This window comes from Lichenicoccus sp., assembly GCF_965277665.1.
Taxonomy (GTDB): Bacteria; Pseudomonadota; Alphaproteobacteria; order Acetobacterales; family Acetobacteraceae; genus Lichenicoccus.
Genome location: NZ_OZ255835.1, coordinates 393,211 through 409,885, shown reverse-complemented (window position 1 = coordinate 409,885; position 16,675 = coordinate 393,211). Strand labels below are relative to the sequence as shown.

Annotated in this window: 17 protein-coding genes; 4 read left to right on the top strand and 13 right to left on the bottom strand. The window is 67.8% G+C overall.

The genetic code is table 11. The annotated features are described in order from the left end of the window. The first annotated feature begins 129 nt into the window (after nt 1-129). The gene (locus ACQY4O_RS01885; RefSeq protein ID WP_428374549.1) at nt 130-1,227 is read left to right on the top strand and encodes a zinc-binding metallopeptidase family protein; all 1,098 of its coding nucleotides are present in this window, start codon (nt 130-132) and stop codon (nt 1,225-1,227) included. On the opposite strand, the gene ACQY4O_RS01880 is transcribed toward ACQY4O_RS01885, so the two are convergent. Beyond that, nucleotides 1,228-4,785, bottom strand: coding sequence for a DUF2126 domain-containing protein (locus ACQY4O_RS01880; RefSeq protein WP_428374548.1), 3,558 nt, complete (start codon nt 4,783-4,785; stop codon nt 1,228-1,230). It abuts the gene before it with no gap. Nucleotides 4,786-5,099: 314 nt separating this feature from the next. Between ACQY4O_RS01880 and ACQY4O_RS01875 the strand changes: the two genes are divergently transcribed. The 3 genes from ACQY4O_RS01875 (at nt 5,100) to ACQY4O_RS01865 (ending at nt 8,876) form a co-directional block, all read left to right on the top strand. Continuing rightward, nucleotides 5,100-5,273: a hypothetical protein gene (locus tag ACQY4O_RS01875; protein WP_428374547.1), complete on the top strand. Its 174-nt coding sequence runs from the start codon at nt 5,100-5,102 to the stop codon at nt 5,271-5,273. 211 nt (nt 5,274-5,484) lie between these two features. After that, nucleotides 5,485-6,741, top strand: a complete 1,257-nt coding sequence (locus tag ACQY4O_RS01870; protein ID WP_428374546.1) for an HlyD family efflux transporter periplasmic adaptor subunit — start codon at nt 5,485-5,487, stop codon at nt 6,739-6,741. Further along, nucleotides 6,738-8,876 (top strand): peptidase domain-containing ABC transporter, encoded by a 2,139-nt coding sequence (locus ACQY4O_RS01865; protein WP_428374545.1) that lies wholly within the window; start codon nt 6,738-6,740, stop codon nt 8,874-8,876. The genes ACQY4O_RS01870 and ACQY4O_RS01865 overlap by 4 nt, the downstream gene beginning before the upstream one ends. 65 nt (nt 8,877-8,941) lie before the next feature. Here ACQY4O_RS01865 and rplQ read toward each other — a convergent pair whose 3' ends face one another. The 12 genes from rplQ to rpsH form a co-directional block, all read right to left on the bottom strand. Continuing rightward, nucleotides 8,942-9,370: a 50S ribosomal protein L17 gene (gene rplQ, locus ACQY4O_RS01860; RefSeq protein WP_428374544.1), complete on the bottom strand. Its 429-nt coding sequence runs from the start codon at nt 9,368-9,370 to the stop codon at nt 8,942-8,944. Nucleotides 9,371-9,567: 197 nt separating this feature from the next. Beyond that, nucleotides 9,568-10,587, bottom strand: a complete 1,020-nt coding sequence (locus tag ACQY4O_RS01855) for a DNA-directed RNA polymerase subunit alpha (RefSeq protein WP_428374543.1) — start codon at nt 10,585-10,587, stop codon at nt 9,568-9,570. 120 nt (nt 10,588-10,707) lie between these two features. Continuing rightward, a complete protein-coding gene (rpsK, locus tag ACQY4O_RS01850) occupies nt 10,708-11,100 on the bottom strand; it encodes a 30S ribosomal protein S11 (protein ID WP_321986372.1) in 393 nt (130 codons plus the stop codon). 140 nt (nt 11,101-11,240) lie between these two features. Further along, nucleotides 11,241-11,618: a 30S ribosomal protein S13 gene (rpsM, locus tag ACQY4O_RS01845; protein WP_321986371.1), complete on the bottom strand. Its 378-nt coding sequence runs from the start codon at nt 11,616-11,618 to the stop codon at nt 11,241-11,243. A gap of 236 nt (nt 11,619-11,854) precedes the next feature. Next, nucleotides 11,855-12,517, bottom strand: a complete 663-nt coding sequence (locus ACQY4O_RS01840) for an adenylate kinase (protein WP_428374542.1) — start codon at nt 12,515-12,517, stop codon at nt 11,855-11,857. Continuing rightward, entirely contained in the window at nt 12,514-13,863 is a 1,350-nt protein-coding gene (gene secY, locus ACQY4O_RS01835) for a preprotein translocase subunit SecY (RefSeq protein ID WP_428374541.1), read from the bottom strand. The genes ACQY4O_RS01840 and secY overlap by 4 nt, the downstream gene beginning before the upstream one ends. 168 nt (nt 13,864-14,031) lie before the next feature. Further along, a complete protein-coding gene (gene rplO, locus ACQY4O_RS01830) occupies nt 14,032-14,517 on the bottom strand; it encodes a 50S ribosomal protein L15 (protein WP_428374540.1) in 486 nt (161 codons plus the stop codon). Between the two features lie 3 nt (nt 14,518-14,520). Then, a complete protein-coding gene (gene rpmD, locus ACQY4O_RS01825; protein WP_428378073.1) occupies nt 14,521-14,712 on the bottom strand; it encodes a 50S ribosomal protein L30 in 192 nt (63 codons plus the stop codon). A 67-nt stretch (nt 14,713-14,779) separates the two neighbouring features. Next, nucleotides 14,780-15,355 carry a 30S ribosomal protein S5 gene (gene rpsE / locus ACQY4O_RS01820; protein WP_428374539.1) on the bottom strand — a complete coding sequence of 192 codons (576 nt, stop codon included), beginning with the start codon at nt 15,353-15,355 and terminating at the stop codon, nt 14,780-14,782. Nucleotides 15,356-15,369: 14 nt separating this feature from the next. Then, the gene (rplR, locus tag ACQY4O_RS01815; RefSeq protein ID WP_428374538.1) at nt 15,370-15,732 is read right to left on the bottom strand and encodes a 50S ribosomal protein L18; all 363 of its coding nucleotides are present in this window, start codon (nt 15,730-15,732) and stop codon (nt 15,370-15,372) included. Continuing rightward, the gene (gene rplF, locus ACQY4O_RS01810; RefSeq protein WP_428374537.1) at nt 15,732-16,265 is read right to left on the bottom strand and encodes a 50S ribosomal protein L6; all 534 of its coding nucleotides are present in this window, start codon (nt 16,263-16,265) and stop codon (nt 15,732-15,734) included. Before rplF ends, rplR begins: the two co-directional genes overlap by 1 nt. A gap of 10 nt (nt 16,266-16,275) precedes the next feature. Beyond that, entirely contained in the window at nt 16,276-16,674 is a 399-nt protein-coding gene (gene rpsH / locus ACQY4O_RS01805) for a 30S ribosomal protein S8 (RefSeq protein WP_428374536.1), read from the bottom strand. Nucleotide 16,675: the final 1 nt, after the last annotated feature.

Here is a 16,675-nt window from a genome sequence, read left to right as displayed (position 1 = left end):
GATGCGCCATGCTGCACGTCAAAACGCTGTAGAAACGTGCAGCGCCCCCGGGCTGCCGCCAGGGACGCCGATTCGAGGAATGTCGGGGCCGGTTTGGGCATTGCGGCGGAGCATGTCAGGTAACGCGTCATGAAGCTGTTCAACTGCCAGCATTGCAGCGCGCTGCTCTTCTTCGAGAACCACACCTGCGAGACCTGCCGGTCGCCGCTCGGATACCGGCCGGACCGTGGCGCGCTGGAAGCGCTGGCACCCGACGGGGACGCTTTCACCCTGGTCTCCGACCCCTCGCTGCGCGTGCGCCGCTGCCGCAACGCGCGGCACGATGTCTGCAACTGGCTGGTCGATGACGCGAGCGACGAGACGTTCTGCGCGGCCTGCCGGCACAACCGCACCATTCCGAACCTTGCCGACCCGAACGACCTGCTGCTCTGGCGCAAGCTCGAGATCGCCAAGCACCGGCTGTTCTACTCGCTGATCCGGCTCGGGGTGCGGCTCGCCAACCGGATCGACGACCCCGGCGAGGGGCTGGTGTTCGACTTCCTCGACGAACGGTCCGGCAAGCCCAAGGTGCTGACCGGGCACAATAACGGCGTCATCACGATCGCCACCCAGGAGGCGGACGACGCGCATCGCGAGGAGATGCGCAACCAGATGCACGAGACCTACCGCACCCTGCTCGGGCATTTCCGGCACGAGGTCGGGCACTGGGTGTGGGACCGGCTGGTGCGCGACGGCGACCGGCTGGCGGCCTGCCGGGCGGTGTTCGGCGACGACACCGAGAACTACGCCGCCGCCCTGCAGCGGCACTACCGGGAGGGGCCGCCGCCCGACTGGCAGCAGGGCTATATCAGCTCGTACGCCACCAGCCATGCCTGGGAGGATTTCGCCGAGACCTGGGCGCACTACCTGCACATCATGGATACGCTGGAGACCGCCAACGCCTTCGGCATGGGCGTGCATCCGAAGGTCAGCCAGTCCGAGGACCTCACGGTGGACGTGGCGATCGACCCCTACCGCTCGGCGACGATGGAGCCGATCGTCGATCAGTGGCTGCCGCTGACCTTCGCGATGAACAACCTGAACCGCTCGATGGGCCTGTCGGACCTGTATCCCTTCATCATCACCGATCCGGTCCGCGCCAAGCTCGGCTTCATCCACCGGATGCTGCAGGAAACCCGGCAGGACCTGCCCGGCACCGCGGCCCTGGCGGATCAAGCGGCACCCTGATCAGCCGGCGCCGAGCGCCACCCGCCGCAGGTCGAGCGTGCGCGGCAGTTCCGGCGCGCGCTCCGGCTTCGGCGCCGCCATCGGACCGGGGGTGTGGCCGAACGGCTGGTAGCGCGCCCGCCGCCGCGCCTCGGCCTCCGCCGCATTCACCGGCCGTGTCTCGTAGTTGCGGCCGCCCGGATGCGCGGTGTGGTGGGTGAGGCCGCCGATCGAGCGGCCGGACCAGCGGTCGTAGAGGTCGAACACCAGCGGCGTCTGCGCCGGCAGCACCGGATGCAGGCCGAACACCGGCTGCCACGCCTTGAAGCGCACGCCGGCCACATACGTGCCGGCCTCCGCCGTCGCCGACAGCGGCACCTCGGAGCCGTTGCAGGCCAGCACGTAGCGCTCCGGCGAGAAGCCGGTGACCGTCGCCTGCACGCGCTCGACCGAGTTGTCGACATGCCGCACGGTGCCGCTGACGCCGGGGGTCTCGCCCAGCACCGGCCAGGGTTCCAGCGCCTGGTGCAGGGCGAGCGTCATGCCGCCTACCTGCACGTCGCCGATCAGCGGGAAGCGGAAGGCGTGGTGCGGCGCGAAGAAGGCCGCATCAAGCCGCAGCCCGAAGCCGGCGAGATCCTCCAGCGCGTCGCGCAGGTCCTCGGACACGAAGTGCGGCAGCATAAACTCGTCATGCAGCCGGGTGCCCCAGCGTATCAGCCGGCGCTCGTACGGATGCTGCCAGAAGGCGGCGATCGCGGCGCGCAGCAGCAGCGACTGCGCCACCGCCATGCGCGGGTGCGGCGGCATCTCGAGCGCGCGCAGTTCGATCAGGCCGAGCCGGCCCGAGCTGGTCTCCGGGGCATACAGCTTGTCGATGCAGAATTCGGTGCGATGGGTGTTGCCGGTCATGTCGGCCAGCAGGTTGCGCAGCAGCCGGTCGACCAGCCAGGGCGGCACATGCGCGCCCGGCCTGATCTGGGCCAACGCGACCTCCAGCTCGGGCACGCTGTCCTGGCGCGCCTCGTCGATGCGCGGGTGCTGGCTGGTCGGGCCGATGAACAGGCCGGAGAACAGGTAGGACAGGCTCGGATGGTTGTGCCAGTAGCCGAGCAGCGACTTCAGCAGGTCGGGCCGGCGCAGGAACGGCGAGTCGGACGCGGCAGTTCCCCCCATCACCACATGGTTGCCGCCGCCGGTGCCGACATGGCGGCCGTCGAGCAGGAACTTCTCGGTGCCGAGGCCGATCGCCCTCGCCTCGTCATAGAGCTGCTGGTTGCGCTCCACATAGTCGGCCCAGCTCGTCGCCGGATGGACGTTGACCTCGATCACGCCGGGATCCGGCGTCACCGAGAAGCTCTGCAGGCGCGGATCGTGCGGCGGCGCGTAGCCCTCGATGATGATCTTCCGTCCGGTCTCCGCCGCCGTCGCTTCCAGCGCCGCCACCAGGTCGAGCCAGTCCTCGACGACGTACAGCGGTGGCAGGAAGACATGCAGCAGGCCGCCGCGGCTCTGCACCGTCAGCGCGGTGCGCACCATGCGGGCCGCGTCGTCCGGTGCCGCCTCCGCCTCCGGATAGTCCGCCTCGGCGGCCGGCTGCGGGCGCATGGCGTCGAGCGACTGCCCGGCGAAGTCGGCGCTGGCCAGCGGTTCGGGCGGTCGCGGCGGCAGCTGGCCGCCGTCGATCTGGTCCGGACTGGTCAGGGCATCCGGCGGCTGGTCCGGGCTGGTCAGGGCATCCGGCGGCTGCTCGGGCTGGAAGCTGCCGCCTGCGACATGGGTGCGCCCGAGCGTCGGGCTGACATGAACGGCGCTCCCCGTGGAGGCATCCGGCAGCAGGCCGCGCGGCGCGAACGGGTCGGTCTCGACCTCTTGTTCGATCGTGGCGGGATCGGCCCAGGGCAGGCTCTGCAGCGGCAGCCGGAAGCCGATCGAACTGTCGCCCGGCACCAGGAACAGCAGGTCCGAGCGCAGCAGCCAGCGCCCGGTCTGCCAGACGCGCCCCGTGCTCGCGTCACCGGTCTCGCTGCCGCGCCGCACCCGGCGCAGCGGCAGCACGCTGCCGACGGGCGCCGCGAGGCCGGCACCGAACACCCGCGCCAGCCGCGCGCGCTCCAGCGGATCGGCCAGGCTGGCCGCCTCGGTGATGACGTTCGCGGGCAGCCGGTATTCGCGCCACAGATAGTAGTGGATATCCTCGTATGCCGGCAGCACCCGGTCGGGATCGACCTGCAGCCGGCTGGCGAGCGCGCGCGCGAAGGCGTCCGCGTCGACCCCGCCCCCGCCCCGGCCATCGTCCGCGTCATCGTTTGCGTCATCGTTTGCGTCATCGTCCGACGCCAGCAGCGCCGGATCATGCCAGACCGGCACGCCGTCGCGGCGCCAGTGCGCCTGCAGCGCCCATCGCGGCAGCTGCTCGCCGGGATAGTGCTTGCCGACGGTGTATTGCAGGGCGGCACCCGGCGCCCAGAGCGGCACCAGGCGGCGCAGCAGGCGCCCGGCCAGCCGCCGCTTCGAGGGGCCCAGCGCGGCGCTGTTCCACTCCTCGGCATCCAGGTCGTCCGCCGCGATGAAGGTCGGCTCGCCGCCCATTGTCAGGCGCACGTCGCCGCTCGCCAGCACGCGATCCACCGCCTGGCCGGAGCTCAGGATCGCCTGCCAGGTTGCCTCGTCGTAGGGCGCGGTGGTGCGCGGCGTCTCGATCACGCGGCGCACGCTCATCTCGAAGCCGAACTCGGTCTCAACCGGCTCGACCAGGCCGCTGATCGGCGCGGCCGAGGCCGGCTCCGGGCTCGCGGCAAGCGGGATGTGCCCCTCGCCGGTCAGCAGGCCGGAGGTGACATCGAAGCCGACCCAGCCGGCACCCGGGAGATACACCTCGGCCCAGGCATGCAGGTCGGTGAAATCCGCCGACGCCCCCTGCGGGCCGCTGCCCTGGGTGTCCGGGTCGGGCTTGAGCTGGATCAGGTAGCCGGAGACGAACCGCGCGGCGAGCCCGAGATGGCGCGCCACCTGCACGAACAGCCAGGCGGAATCCCGGCACGACCCGCGCCCCTCGGCCAGCGTCTGCTCGGGGGTCCAGACCCCGGCTTCCATGCGCACGATATAGTCGACGCGATCGCGCAGCGCGGCGTTCAGCGCAATCAGCATCGGCACGGTGCGCTGGCTGTCGCGCGCAATGCCGGCCAGCAGCGCGACCAGAAGCGGGCCGGGCGGCAGCGGCGTGCGGAACGGCAGCAGTTCGGCATCGAGCACATGGTCGTAGGCGAACGGCCAGATTTCCGCCTCGGGCTCGAGGAAGAAGTCGAACGGATTGATCGTCGCCATGTCGGCGAGCAGATCCACGGTGACGTCGAAATGCGTGACCCGCTCGGGGAACACCACGCGTGCCAGGAAATTGCCCTGCGGGTCCTGCAGCCAGTTCAGGAAATGCTGAGCCGGCTCGATCTTCAGCGCGTAGGCCAGGATCGGCGTGCGCGCATGCGGCGCCGGACGCAGACGAATTGTCTGCGGCCCGAGGCTTATTGCGCGATTATATCGATAGCTGGTGCGATGGGTCAGGCTAACATGGAGCGTCACGAGGCGGCATCTCCCGGAAGGCGGCGCTGACAGTACTGATCCCACGCCATCGCAGTGCCGCCAATGCCTCGTGCACGACAAGCCCTCGCAACGTGCAGCGCTTCGCATGCCCTGCAAAAAAAACGCTCTCGATCCGCCTGTGTCCAAAAAGCTAAGATAGACCACAAACCTTATACACGGCTCCGAAACGGTCTGTCCTTGCCTGCTAAACCTGTGTTATCCGCTCTCCCGAGATCACGACCGGGCATTCCCGAAGCGGGCTGTCGTGCCGTGGGCTCATTTCAACTGAACGACATGTCAGTCAAAAGGACCTCATGATGTCTGAGAACAACGCTAAGGCCGCGCAGCCGCAGATCCGCGTGCTTGATCTGAACGAGATCGAGCACGTCGTCGGCGGGATCCACCATCCGGACGGCTACGTCACCCCGGCCATCCATCATCCCGACGGCTACCTGACGCCGGCGATCCACCACCCCGACGGGTACTAATGCCCCTGATCTGAAGTCCTTCAGACTTCAGATTCTGAGTGGACACTAGCCTCATCAACAAGCTAGTGGCCTGCTCAACTCCGAAATACGCACGCGTATTTCGGAGGCAGGACACGAACACCGTCCCGGTTTCCGTGGTGCTGTCGACCGCTCTTTCCGGCAGCCCACGGGGCTTTGGCCAGACCGACCGGATCGCGGCCGGCTTTGCCGCATGAATGAGATGCTGTTTCGCACCGAGGCGCTCGATGCCAGGCGGGATGCCTGGCTCGGCCGCGTACAGGTCGTGCAGCCGATCCCGATTAGGGTCGCGGGCTTCATCGTGGCCGGCTTCCTGGCCGCAACCATGCTGTTCGGGTTCACCGGAACCTATACCCGCCGCGTGCATGCCACGGGCGAGATGCTGCCGCCGACCGGCCTCATTACCGTCCAGTCCCCCGCCTCCGGCATCCTCGAACGCCAGATCGCCGTTGAAGGCCACCGGGTCCGACGCGGCGAGGCGCTGTTCGTGCTGGACATGGAGGCGACGTCGGCGAGCGGCCCGACCCAGCTGCATATCCTGGGCGACCTTGCCAACCAGCGCAGGCTGCTCCTGCAGCAGCGCAGCCTGCGAATCGGTGCCGCCGCCATCGAGAAGCAGGCGCTGGCGGGCGCGATGCAGAACCTGGCGCAGGAGCGCCGGCAGCTCAGGCTGCAGATCGACCTCGACAACCAGACGCTGCCCGCGGTGCAGCGCTCGCTCGGCCGCCTGCAGGACGCGGCGCAGCAGCACATCGCCACCGACGCCCAGCTGCAGAGCCAGATCTACACCTATACGGAGCTGCTCTCGACGCATGCGCAGTTCATGCAGTCCTCCATCGAGGTCGATGGCAGGCTGTCCGATGCCGCCGCGCGGTATCGCCGGTTCGACAGCGATCTCGCCCGCGAGCTGGCCGAGCTGGACCGGCAGGTCGCCAGCCTCGACCAGCAGGTGGCCGAAAATGAGGCGAAGCGGACGGTCAGCATCCTCGCGCCGGACGATGGCACCCTCACCGCCATCCGCGCCCATATCGGCCAGCATGTCGAGGCCGGCAGCACGCTGCTGACCCTGCTGCCGCGCTCGCAGACGCTGGAGGCCGACCTCTATGTCACCAGCGCCGCCATCGGCTTCATCCGCGAGGGCGCGCCGGTGCTGCTGCGCTACGCCGCCTTTCCCTACCAGCGCTTCGGCCTCTACCGTGGCGGGGTCACCCAGATCACCCGCGCGCCGATGTCGGTCGACGGGGACGGCAGCAGGGAATTCTACCGCATCGTGGTGATGCCGGAGCTGCCCTACGTCCTGACCTATGGCGAACACCGGCCGCTCGAGGCGGGCATGCAGGTCGAGGCGGACATCGCGCTCGACCATCGCCGCCTCTACCAGTGGCTGTTCGACCCACTCGCCTCGCTGGGCCGCAGCGTCGGCGCGGTCGCGGGCCCTGCCGGGCGATGAACGCCACCGCGCTGCGCTTCGGCTTCGGCCGGCGGCTGCCGATCGTGCTGCAGGCGGAGGCAGCCGAATGCGGCCTGGCCTGTCTCGCCATGGTGCTGGGCTATCACGGGCGGCCGATCGACCTTGCCACCTTTCGCCAGCGCCACGCGGTGTCGCTCAAGGGCACCACGCTGCGCACGCTGATCCAGATCGGCGAGACCGTCGGCCTGACCGCGCGGCCGCTCCGGCTCGATATCGAGGCGCTCGGGCAGTTGCAGCGGCCGTGCATCCTGCATTGGGGGATGAACCATTTCGTCGTGCTGGCCGAGGTCGGCAGAAGCGGCATCGTGATCCACGATCCGGCCCGCGGCCGGCGGTCGGTGGCGCTCGACGAGGTCTCGCGCGAGTTCACCGGCGTCGCCCTGGAGACGATCCCGACCCGCGACTTCACCCGCCGCGACGAGCGCAGCGGACTCCGCCTGCGCGACCTGTTCCGGCACATCGCAGGCCTGCGCCCGGCGCTGCTGCGGATCGGCCTGCTGTCGCTCGGCGTCGAGGTCGCGGCCCTGATGCTGCCGGTCGGCTCGCAGGTGATCATCGACGAGGCGATCGTGTCCGCCGACCACGACCTGCTGCTGACGGTCACGATGGGGCTCGGGCTGCTGCTGCTGCTGCAGCTGCTGATCAACACCGCACGCAGCTGGGCGATCATGCTGATCGGCACCACGGTCAGCCTGCAATGGTACAGCAGCCTGTTCGACCATCTCAGCCGGCTGTCGCTCGAATATTTCGAGAAGCGCAATGTCGGCGACATCCTGTCGCGCTTCGGCTCGCTCGCCATCATCCAGAAGACGCTGACGACCGGCTTCGTGCAGGCCCTGCTCGACGGCGTGATGTCTATCGGCATGGTCGGGATGCTGTTCCTGTACGGCGGCTGGCTCGGCTGGATCGCGCTGATCGCGACCGCTCTCGACCTCGGCCTGCGGCTGGTCATGTTCCGCTCGTATCGCGAGAGCAGCGAGGAGGCGATCATCCATGACGCCCGCCAGCAGACCCATCTGATCGAGACCATTCGCGGCGCCGCCAGCGTCCGCCTGCTCGGGCTGCGCGAGCGCCGGCGCGCCGCCTGGCTCAACCACCTGGTCGACAGCCTCAACGCCAGGCTCCGGCTGCAGCGGCTGGACATCGTGTTCTCGCGCGCCAACGAGCTGATCTTCGGGCTGGACCGCATCGTCATGCTCGCACTCGGCGCACGCGCGGTGATGCACGATCAGATGAGCGTCGGCATGCTGGTCGCCTTCCTGACCTACAAGGACCAGCTCTCGATCCGGGCCGGCAGCCTGATCAACGGCTGGTTCGAGCTGCGCATGCTCGACGTGCAGACCAGCCGCCTCTCCGACATCACCCAGGCGGAGCCGGAGCCGCGCGCCACCGTCGCGTCGGCGTTACGCCCGCCGGGGGGACGCCACCCGGAGGGACGCGAGCCGGACGGGTTGCGCGGCGAGGAGCTCGCCTTGCGCTACGGGGCCCAGGACCCCTGGGTCTGGCGCGGCCTCAGCCTGCACATCACACCGGGCCAGAGTGTCGCCATCGTCGGGCCGTCGGGGTGCGGCAAGACTACCCTGCTCAAGGTCCTGATGGGCCTGATCCCGCCGCAGGAGGGCAGCATACGGCTCGACGGCGTCGACATACGCAGCCTCGGGCTCGACGCCTATCGCAGCCGCATCTCCGGCGTGCTGCAGGATGACGGCCTGTTCGCCGGATCGATCTCGGAGAACATCGCGGGCTTCGACGAGCATCCCGACCAAGCCTGGATCGAGGATTGCGCCTTCCGCGCCGCCATCATCGACGACATCGTTCGCATGCCGATGCGCTTCGAGACCCTGGTCGGCGACATGGGCAGCGCGCTCTCCGGCGGCCAGAAGCAGCGCATCGTGCTGGCGCGCGCCCTCTACCGGCGTCCGGAGATCCTGTTCCTCGACGAGGCGACCAGCCACCTCGACGACGCCAACGAGGCGCTGGTCGCCGGTGCCCTGCAGGACCTCAACATCACCCGGATCATCGTGGCGCACCGCCCCGCCACGATCGCACGTGCCGACATGGTGCTGCAGATGGAGCCGAACGCCCCGGTGCCGCTGCGTAGTCTCGCTGGCTAAGCCAGGGGCTTTGCCCCTGGAACCCCATCAAAGGCGGCGCCTTTGAAAACCATTACTTAAAGAATTTAGCTCGGGAAACCCGCTTCGGCCTCGACCGTCTCGGGCTTCGGGCCGCTATCGAGGCCCTTGGCCGCCAAGTCGCGATCGATCAGCTCGATCACCGCCATGTCTGCGGCATCGCCGTGCCGCATGCCGGCCTTGAGCACGCGGGTGTAGCCGCCCTGGCGGGTCTTGTAGCGATCGGCGATCGTGGAGAACAACTTGGCGACGATGACGTCGTCGCGAAGCTGCGCGTAGGCCTGCCGGCGCGCATGCAGGCCGCCGCGCTTGCCCAGCGTGATCAGCTTCTCGGCGACCGGCCGCAGTTCCTTGGCCTTCGGCAGGGTGGTAGTGATCTGCTCGTGCTTGATCAAGGCCACGGCCATGTTGCGGAACATGGCGAGCCGGTGGGACGAGGTAACGCCGAGCTTCCGGCCGGCAACTCCGTGACGCATAATACTTCTTCCTGTTGTCGGCTAATCGCGAAAGCACAGAGATCGTCCGAGAATGCGCTACGGCGAGTCAGAGGCGCCAAAGGCGCCGTCCGGCGTGACTTTTGGAGCACCGAAGCGGAGCGGCCTCCTCGGCCGTGAGCATCGGAGCGCAGGAAAGCCGCGTCGGATGACCGCCGTAGTAGCATTATCGGGCGATCTCAGAAGGGTTCGTCCAGGCGTTTGGCTAGATCCTCGATGTTTTCGGGCGGCCAGGTCGGCACGTTCATGCCGAGTGCGAGACCCATCGAGGTCAGCACCTCCTTGATCTCGTTGAGCGACTTGCGCCCGAAGTTCGGGGTGCGCAGCATCTCCTGCTCGGTCTTCTGCACGAGATCGCCGATATAGACGATGTTGTCGTTCTTCAGGCAGTTCGCCGACCGCACCGACAGCTCGAGCTCGTCCACCTTGCGCAGCAGGTTGCGGTTGAACGGCAGGTCGTCCTGCGGCTCCTCCGTCCGCACCGGGCGCGGCTCGTCGAAATTGATGAACAGCTGCAGCTGGTCCTGCAGGATGCGCGCGGCGAGTGCGACCGCATCCTCGGGACTGACGGCGCCGTTGGTCTCCACCGTCAGCAGCAGCTTGTCGTAGTCGGTGACCTGGCCGACGCGGGTCGGCTCGACCTTGTACGAGACGCGCCGGACCGGCGAGTAGATCGCATCGATCGGGATCAGGCCGATCGGCGCATCCTCCGGACGGTTCGCCGCCGCCGGCACATAGCCCTTGCCGAGATTGACGGTGAACTCCATGCCGAGCTTCACCCCGTCATCGAGCGTGCAGATCACCAGGTCCGGATTCATCACTTCGATATCGTGGCCGACCTGGATCTGTCCGGCACGAACCTCACCCGGGCCGGTCGCGGTCAGCGTCATGCGCTTCGGGCCCTCGCCATGCAGGCGGAGCGCCAGTTGCTTGATGTTCAGCACGATGTCGGTGACGTCCTCGCGGACGCCGGCGATCGAGGAGAACTCGTGCAGCACGCCGTCGATCTGGACCGCGGTGACGGCGGCGCCCTGCAAAGAGGACAGCAGGATGCGGCGGATCGCATTGCCGAGCGTCATGCCGAAGCCGCGCTCCAGCGGCTCCGCCACGACGGTCGCGGTGCGCGTGGGCTCCGCGCCGGGCTCGACTTCCAGCTTTTCCGGCTTGATCAGGGATTGCCAGTTCTTCTGGAGGACCAAGGTGGTGGCCTTTCGTAACAGAAGGTCGCGGCTCGGGAGCAACTGCGACCGGAACCCCTGCCAGACGGCAGGAGCGGCATCGAATTCAATCCGCCGCCGGCTGGTTACCGGCGGTCCCGCTCAGACGCGGCGGCGCTTGCGCGGGCGGCAGCCGTTATGCGGGATCGGGGTCATGTCGCGAATCGCCGTGATCGAGAAACCGACCGCCTGCAACGCCCGCAACGCGCTCTCGCGACCGGAACCCGGCCCGGAGACCTCGATCTCCAGCGTCTCCATGCCGTGCTCGCGCGCCTTCTTGCCGGCATCCTCGGCCGCGACCTGCGCGGCATACGGGGTCGACTTGCGTGAGCCCTTGAAGCCCTGGCTGCCGGAGGACGACCAGGCGATCGCGTTGCCCTGCGCGTCGGCAATGGTGATCATCGTGTTGTTGAACGTGGAGAGCACATGCGCCACGCCGGAGATGATGTTCTTGCGTTCTTTCTTGCGTACGCGCGGTGCGGCGGCTTTCGCCATGTGTGTTCGTCCTGCCTGTTCTTGATGCGCCAGAGTCTTGATGCGCCAGAGTCTTGATGCGCCAGAGTCTTGCTGCGCGGTAGTCTTGCTGCGCCTGGGTCTTGCTGCGCCGAGCCTTACGGAGGGAAGTGGGACGAGCCCTACTTCGTGACCTTCTTCTTGCCGGCGATCGCAACCGCCTTGCCCTTGCGGGTGCGTGCGTTGGTGTGGGTGCGCTGGCCGCGCACCGGCAGGCCGCGACGATGGCGCAGGCCGCGGTAGCAGCCGAGATCCATCAGCCGCTTGACGTTCATCGCCACCTCGCGGCGGAGGTCGCCTTCGACGCGGAAGTCACGGTCGATGAGCTCGCGGATGCGCAGCACCTCGTCGTCGGACAGCTCGTTCACCCTGCGCTCAGCCGGAATGCCGAGCGAGGAGACAATCTTGTCTGCCTTTGCCGGGCCGATTCCGTAGATGTAACGCAGGCCGATCACGACCCGCTTGTTGGTCGGGATGTTCACGCCGGCAATACGCGCCACGCCAGTCACTCCTCGTACGCCCGGCCGCAGCCGGGCATGAAAACCTCGCCCACCCTGGAAATGAAGCCAGTAGGGCGCCTCGTCGCGTTCCGCGAGAAGGCCCTTTACAGGCCCCGCTTGCGCATGATCCGATTGGTCCGGCAGTTGAGCCAGCCTGTCGAAACAGGCGCCCCGACACGCGCCGGTCTGAGGGCGCGCACTATACGTCGACAGACTGCCGAGTCAATCTCGGTAGATCAACTTGTCGTGACCGCACGCTGCAACGCGGCATCGATCTGGCGACTGACCGCGTCGATTGTCGCCATGCCATCGATATGGAACAGCAGGCCCTGCCGATCGTAATGCGGCAGGATCGGTGCCGTCTCGCGGCGGTAGGCTTCGAGCCGCGCCGTCACCGTCTCGCGCCGGTCGTCGGCCCGACGGATGAAGTCGTGGCTGCCGCAGACGTCGCACACACCCACGACGGATGGCTGCCTGAAGCTGTCGTGGTAGCCGGCGCCGCACTGCGCGCAGGTGTAGCGGCCGGCGATGCGATCGGCGAGCATCGCCTCGTCCACGTCCAGCGCCAGCGCCGCATCGACCTTCAGGCCGAGCTCGTGCAACATCGCATCCAGCGCCGCCGCCTGCCCGACGGTGCGCGGAAACCCGTCCAGGATGAAGCCGTTCGCGCAGTCGTCCTGGCGGACGCGTCTGCCGAGCATGGCGACCAGCACATGGTCGGGCACCAGCTCGCCGCTGGTCATCATTGCCTTGGCTTGCTGCCCGATCTCGCTGCCTGCCGCCACCTCTGCGCGGAGCATGTCGCCGGTCGAGATCTGCACGATCCGATGCAGCCGTTCCAGCCGCTTCGCCTGCGTGCCCTTGCCCGCGCCGGGCGGCCCCAGAAAGATCAGGTTCACCGCATTCTCATCCTGCCGCGCGACTTGCGTATCAGCCCCTCGTACTGGTGCGCCAGCAGGTGCGAGGTGATCTGGGCCCGCGTGTCCATCGCCACCGACACGATGATGATCAGGCTGGTTCCGCCGAAATAGAACGGCACGTTGTAGCGGCTGATCAGGAACTCAGGAAGCAGGCACACCACCACCAGGTAGAGCGCGCCGATGGTGGTGAGCCGGGTCAGGATCCGGTCGAGATAGGTCGCGGTGTTGGCCCCGGGCCGGATGCCCGGCAGGAAGCCGCCCTGCTTGCGCAGGTTGTCGGCGGTCTCCTGCGGATTGAAGGTCACCGCGGCATAGAAATACGAGAAGAAGATGATCATCGCGGCATAGAGCAGCATGTAGACCGGCTGCCCGTGCGCGATCAGCCGGCCGACGGTCGCCAGCCATCCATTGCCGCCGCCGCTGGCGGCGAACCCCGAGATCGTCGCCGGGATCAGCAGCACCGAGGAGGCGAAGATCGGCGGGATCACCCCGGAGGTGTTCACCTTGAGCGGCATGTGCGTGCTGTCGCCGCCATACATGCGGTTGCCGACCTGGCGCTTGGGATACTGGATCGTCACACGACGCTGCGCGGACTCCATGAAGGTGATGAAGCCGATCACGCCGACCGCGATCAGCAGGAAGATCGCGACGAACACCGGTGACAGCGCGCCGGTATAGCCGAGCTGCAGCATGGTCGCGAGCGCGTGCGGCAGGTTGGCGACGATGCCCGCGAAGATGATCAGGCTGATGCCGTTGCCGACGCCGCGCGCGGTGATCTGCTCGCCGAGCCACATCAGGAACATGGTGCCGCCGACCAGCGTGATCACGCAGGACAGCCGGAAGAACAGGCCCGGATCGATCACCGCGGCGGCGCCGTTGCGGCCGTGCATCGCCTCGAGCCCGACCGAGAAGCCGTACGCCTGGAACAGCGCGATGAACAGGGTCAGGTAGCGCGTGTACTGGTTGAGCTTCTTGCGCCCCTGCTCGCCCTCCTTCTTGAGGGCCTCGAGCGACGGGATCGCCGACGACATCAGCTGCACGATGATCGAGGCACTGATGTACGGCATGATGTTGAGCGCGAACACCGTGGCGCGCCCGAGCGCCCCGCCGGTGAACATGTCGAACATGCCCAGGATGCCGCCCTGGTGCTGCGCCAGCAACTGACCCATCACGGTCGCATCGATGCCGGGCACCGGGATGTAGGTCCCGATCCGGTACACGACGAGCGCGCCCAGGGTGAACCAGATCCGCTTCCACAATTCGGTCGCCTTGGAGAGCGCGCCGAAATTCAGATTTGCTGCAAGCTGCTCGGCCCCGGAGGCCATGCGCCGGTTCCCCAATGTTTGTTGCCAGGCAACCCTAGCGTAGAAAGCCAAGCCAAGGGCTCTGCCCTCGACCCGCCGGGGCCCCGTCTTGGAGCAGTGGGGGCCCCAGACCCCGATAGGATTTCAAAGGCTAGCCTTTGATGGGGTCCAGGGGCAAAGCCCCTGGCCTTAACCTGGAGCGACTTCAGCTTTGGGTGCTGCCACCTTGACGCTGCCGCCGGCCTTTTCGACCGCCGCGATCGCCGCCGCCGAGGCACCCGCAACATCGACCGTCACCGCGCGGGTGATCTCGCCGCCGGCCAGCAGCCGCACGCCGGACCACTTGCCGCTGCCGATCAGGCCGGCCGCACGCAGGCTCGCCTCGGTCACCGTCTGGCCGCCGTCGAGCTTGCCGTCGGCGATCGCGCGGTCGAGCGTCCCGAGATTGATCGGCGCATACACCCTGCGGAAGATGTTGCAAAAGCCGCGCTTCGGCAGCCGCCGGTAGATCGGCAGCTGACCGCCCTCGAAGCCGTTCAGCGACACGCCCTCGCGCGCCTTCTGGCCCTTCACCCCCTTGCCCGACGTCTTGCCCTTGCCGGACCCGATGCCGCGCCCGAGACGCTTCTTGCGGTAACGCGAGCCTTCGTTGTCGCGCAGTTGATTGAGGTCCATCTCTCAGCCCTCCACCGTCACGAGGTGGGACACCTTGCGGATCATGCCGCGCACCGATGCGGTATTCTCCAGCTCGCGGGTCTTGCCCAGCTTGTTGAGGCCGAGCCCGATCAGCGTCGCCTGCTGACCCGGCTTCTGGCCATTGCCCGATCCAACCTGGGTGATGCGGATGCGCTCGCCCTTGGCCTCGATCAGTCCGATCAGGGTCCTGGTCGAAACCGGGGTCTTGGAAGAGTGGGGGGTCTTGGAAGAATGCGGCGTCTCAGACATCGGCCGTCTCCAGCATCGGCGCGCCGTCGCGCTTGCCCAGGATGTCCGACACCTTCTTGCCGCGGCGGCTCGCCACCGAGCGCGGGCTGGCGCAGCGCTCGAGCGCGTTGAAGGTCGCCTTGACCATGTTGTGCGGATTGCGGCTGCCGAGCGACTTCGCCACTACGTCACCGATGCCGAGGCTCTCGAACACCGCGCGCATCGGGCCGCCGGCGATGATGCCGGTGCCGGCCTCCGCCGACCGCAGCACCACATTGCCGGCGCCGTAATGGCCGGTGACATCGTGATGCAGGGTGCGGCCTTCCTTCATCGGCACCCGGATCATGGTGCGCTTGGCTCGCTCGGTCGCCTTGCGGATCGCCTCGGGCACCTCGCGCGCCTTGCCGGCGCCGAAGCCGACCCGGCCCTTCTGGTCGCCGACCACCACCAGGGCAGCGAAGGCGAACCGACGCCCACCCTTCACCACTTTGGCCACGCGGTTGATGGTGACCAGCTTGTCGATCAGGTCGTCGCCATCGCGATCGCGCTCACGCCCGCCGCGGCCGCTCTCTCTGGGTTGATGTGCCATGCGAGAGACCTCCTTCAGAACGCGAGGCCGCCCTCGCGGGCCGCCTCCGCCAACGCCTTTACGCGTCCGTGATACAGATAGGCGCCGCGGTCGAACACGACGCGGCCGACGCCGGCGGCGATCGCCCGCTCGGCGACCAGCTTGCCGACTGCCGCGGCCGCATCCGAATCCGCACCGGTCTTGAGCTGCTCGCGCAGCGCCTTGTCCAGCGAGGAGGCGGCGGCCAGGGTGCGGCCGGCGAGGTCGTCGATCACCTGCGCATAGATGTTCTTGCCCGAGCGGAACACCGACAGGCGCGGCCGTCCGCCGGCCTTGCGGCGAAGCTGGTAGCGCAGGCGAATCCGCCGACGCTCCCGCAGATCCTGTTGCGTGCTCATTACTTCTTCTTGCCTTCCTTGCGACGGATGACTTCCGTGCTGTACCGCACGCCCTTGCCCTTGTAGGGCTCCGGCGCCCGGAAATTCCGGATGTCCAGCGCCACCTGACCGACGCGCTGCTTGTCGACGCCCTCGATGGTCACCGCCGTCGGACGCGGCGTGGTGATCTTGATGCCGGCCGGGATCGCATAGACGATGTCATGCGAGTAGCCGAGATTCATCACCAGGTTCGAGCCCTGCACCGACGCGCGGTAGCCGGTGCCGGTGATCTCCAGCGTCTTGCTGTAGCCGGCCGAGACGCCCTGCACCATGGCTGCGACCAGCGAGCGGGTGGTGCCCCACATCATCCGCGACGGCGCCGCCTTGCTGCGCGGCACCACGGTGACGCGACCACCCTCGACCGTGGTCTCGACATGCTCGGACAATGGCAGCTTGAGCTCGCCGAGCTTGCCCTTGGCGGTCAGGATGCCGTCCACGATCGCGACCTGCACGCCCTGCGGGATCTCGACGGGGTATTTGCCTACACGTGACATGATGCCCCCCTCAGAACACGCGGCACAGGACCTCGCCGCCAACATTGGCGGCGCGAGCCTCTGCATCGCTCAGGACGCCGCGTGGCGTCGACAGGATGGAAACGCCCAGGCCGGCATAGACCCGCGGCAGCTCCTTGATTTTCGAATAGACGCGGCGGCCCGGCTTGGAGACCCGGTGGATCTCCTTGATGACCGGCTCGCCATCCGTGTATTTCAGCTCGATGCGCAGCTGGGCAATGCCCGGCCGCAGCTCCTCGGCCTTGAAACCGCGGATATAGCCCTCGCGCTTCAGCGCCTCGAGCACGTTGGCGCGCAGCTTGGACGCCGGCGCCACGCAGGCGGCATGACGCGCGTGCTGCGCATTGCGGATGCGGGTGAGCATGTCACCCAGGGGATCGGACATCGACATC

Coding starts and splice junctions, on each gene's coding strand:
- rpsK (WP_321986372.1), bottom strand. CDS start 11,100: ATGGCGAAAGCCGCCGCACCGCGCGTACGCAAGAAAGAACGCAAGAAC.
- rplF (WP_428374537.1), bottom strand. CDS start 16,265: ATGTCACGTGTAGGCAAATACCCCGTCGAGATCCCGCAGGGCGTGCAG.
- ACQY4O_RS01885 (WP_428374549.1), top strand. CDS start 130: ATGAAGCTGTTCAACTGCCAGCATTGCAGCGCGCTGCTCTTCTTCGAG.
- ACQY4O_RS01870 (WP_428374546.1), top strand. CDS start 5,485: ATGAATGAGATGCTGTTTCGCACCGAGGCGCTCGATGCCAGGCGGGAT.
- rplR (WP_428374538.1), bottom strand. CDS start 15,732: ATGAGCACGCAACAGGATCTGCGGGAGCGTCGGCGGATTCGCCTGCGC.
- ACQY4O_RS01875 (WP_428374547.1), top strand. CDS start 5,100: ATGATGTCTGAGAACAACGCTAAGGCCGCGCAGCCGCAGATCCGCGTG.
- rplO (WP_428374540.1), bottom strand. CDS start 14,517: ATGGACCTCAATCAACTGCGCGACAACGAAGGCTCGCGTTACCGCAAG.
- secY (WP_428374541.1), bottom strand. CDS start 13,863: ATGGCCTCCGGGGCCGAGCAGCTTGCAGCAAATCTGAATTTCGGCGCG.
- rpsE (WP_428374539.1), bottom strand. CDS start 15,355: ATGGCACATCAACCCAGAGAGAGCGGCCGCGGCGGGCGTGAGCGCGAT.
- rpsH (WP_428374536.1), bottom strand. CDS start 16,674: ATGTCGATGTCCGATCCCCTGGGTGACATGCTCACCCGCATCCGCAAT.
- rplQ (WP_428374544.1), bottom strand. CDS start 9,370: ATGCGTCACGGAGTTGCCGGCCGGAAGCTCGGCGTTACCTCGTCCCAC.
- ACQY4O_RS01865 (WP_428374545.1), top strand. CDS start 6,738: ATGAACGCCACCGCGCTGCGCTTCGGCTTCGGCCGGCGGCTGCCGATC.